This window comes from Candidatus Glassbacteria bacterium, assembly GCA_019456185.1.
GTDB lineage: Bacteria > Gemmatimonadota > Glassbacteria > GWA2-58-10 > GWA2-58-10 > JAJRTS01.
Genome location: VRUH01000137.1, coordinates 1 through 2,060 on the forward strand (window position 1 = coordinate 1; position 2,060 = coordinate 2,060).

The 2,060-nt window shown below is 57.1% G+C and carries 1 protein-coding gene; it reads right to left on the reverse strand.

Annotation, left to right across the window (positions count from 1 at the left end):
- Positions 1–9: 9 nt before the first annotated feature.
- Complete coding sequence (locus FVQ81_18460; protein ID MBW7998514.1) at positions 10–1,314, reverse strand: tetratricopeptide repeat protein; 1,305 nt, start codon at positions 1,312–1,314, stop codon at positions 10–12.
- Positions 1,315–2,060 lie beyond the last annotated feature (746 nt).

Below are 2,060 nucleotides of genomic sequence, written 5' to 3' on the forward strand. Positions count from 1 at the left end.
TGTTAGCCACTACCGATTGCACACCTGCTTTTCACCCAACTCGCAAGCCCGCCGCCAATCCCGCTTGGCCTGTTCCTGTTCTCCCAGCGCGTCGTGGGCGAATCCCCGGCCGACATATGCCATGGCCAGATCGGGATCGAGTCGGATGGCCTCGCCGAAGTCTTCGATTGCCCGCCGATCCTGCCTCAGGAGAGTATATACAATGCCCCGCAGGCCGTAGGCAGTGGCAAGGTCGGGATCAAGGCGGATGGCCATATCGAGGTCTTCAATGGACCGCTGGTATTGCTTCAGTGAACCATAAACACTGCCCCTGTTATTGTAGGCACCCGCCAGTGAGGGATCGAGGCGGATGGCCACATCGAGGTCCTCGATGGCCCGCCGGTATTGCTTCAGGTTTTTATAGGCATTGCCCCGGTTGTTGTAGGCAGAGGCAATATCGGGATCAATTTGGATGGCTTGGTCCAAGTCCTCGATAGCCCGCCGGTATTGCTTCAAATTGTTGTTGGTGGCACCACGGTTTACGTAGGCCGTGGCATCGTCGGGATCAAGTTGGATGGCCTGGTCATAGTCCTCAATGGCCCGCTGGTGCTGCTTCAGGTCATCATAAGCAATGCCCCGCCCATTGTAGGCAGCGGGGTACCCGGGATCGATCCGAATAGCCTGACCGAAGTATTCAATGGCCTTTTCCGGCAGATCGAAGCGCCGTTTCTTGCTGTCCCACAGGGCTGTTCCTTTTTCATACCATTGCTGTGCGGTGAGGCGGTGGGTGTTTTCACGGAAGGCGGTCTTGAGGGTTTCCTTTTCTTCCGGGGAGGCTCCGGCGTTCATGCGGGCCATGCGCTCCTCCAGTTCCTTCACCCGCGCCAGCAGGGTTTTCACGCGCCGTTCCGAATCCTTCAGTCGCTGCATCTGAACGCGGTCGGCGAGCAGGGTTTTCACCCGCTCTTCCAGGCCCGTAGTGTCAACGCGGATCATGGCCACGACCCGGATGCCGAAGGCGCTGCCCTCCATGAAGGGCTGTTCCTCCACGATCTCGGTCTTGAGGACGCCGCTGGATAGCGCCAGGATCTCGTCCTGCACAAGCTCGGCGTTGCGCACCACGGAGAGGGTTTCCAGGTATGTGCCGGCCTCCTCCAGAGCCAGCCGCTTGGCCATGGCGATGGCGGCGATACGGGCGTCGTCCTGGGACATGGCGCTGCCCAGCAGTTGGCGCACCTCCTTGCGGACGGTGATCACTTCTCCGCCCGCCGGAACGGCAAAGGCGGTTATCGTGAACAGCAGCAACAGCAGCCGGACAGGGGATCGTCTCATCATTACCCATGCCTCGTTTTTTCAATAGCTGGATCGGGAATTAATTTTGTTCCTTGAAACTCATTGTTATATATACTTGGAGCTTCCAACAAAACGAAAATAATTTAATTTCAATGAGTATGATGAGGTGATTCAAAGGTTGGATGTATTATCTCATAACCCCTCCGCGCAGGCTTGCGCGGAGAGGCATATGCGGCGAAACCCCTCCCCCACACCGCTTTCGCGGTGTCTCCCCTCCCCACGGCAATTTGAACAGCCGCGTGGAGGGGTGTCTTCCCTTAATGTGTCGTGGCGGTTTTCCCTCCACGTGTACGGGGAGGGAGGGAGCGGCGTTAGCCGCGGAAGGGTGGGGTTTCTCCGAGATTACAATCAAGGTATTTAATCATCAAAATAAATTACTCCCATTGGTTTTGTTAGAAGCTCTCACAAACCCAACCCATCAAAAAGTTTGATCCAACTTTTTAAAGTTGGTCAGGGTTCCAAGGGCTGAAAGCCCTTGGCCGCCGGAGGCCACCCCCCTGCTGTTCCGCTTTTATCTCAGCCCTCCACGCCGGGAACGTGATTCTTCTTTGCGTTTTTGCGAGAAATTTTGCAGTTTGCGGATTGTGCTTTCATTGCTGTCCAGTGAATCGCTCGAAGTCTCGCGATTCCTCCCCCAGGTCCCACCACAGGCCGGCCATGATGCCCAGGCCTTCGCGGGCGATGGGGAGCAGCAGGTGCTCGTTGGGGGCGTGTTGGGAGCAGGCGGC

Coding starts and splice junctions, on each gene's coding strand:
- FVQ81_18460 (MBW7998514.1), bottom strand. CDS start 1,314: ATGATGAGACGATCCCCTGTCCGGCTGCTGTTGCTGCTGTTCACGATA.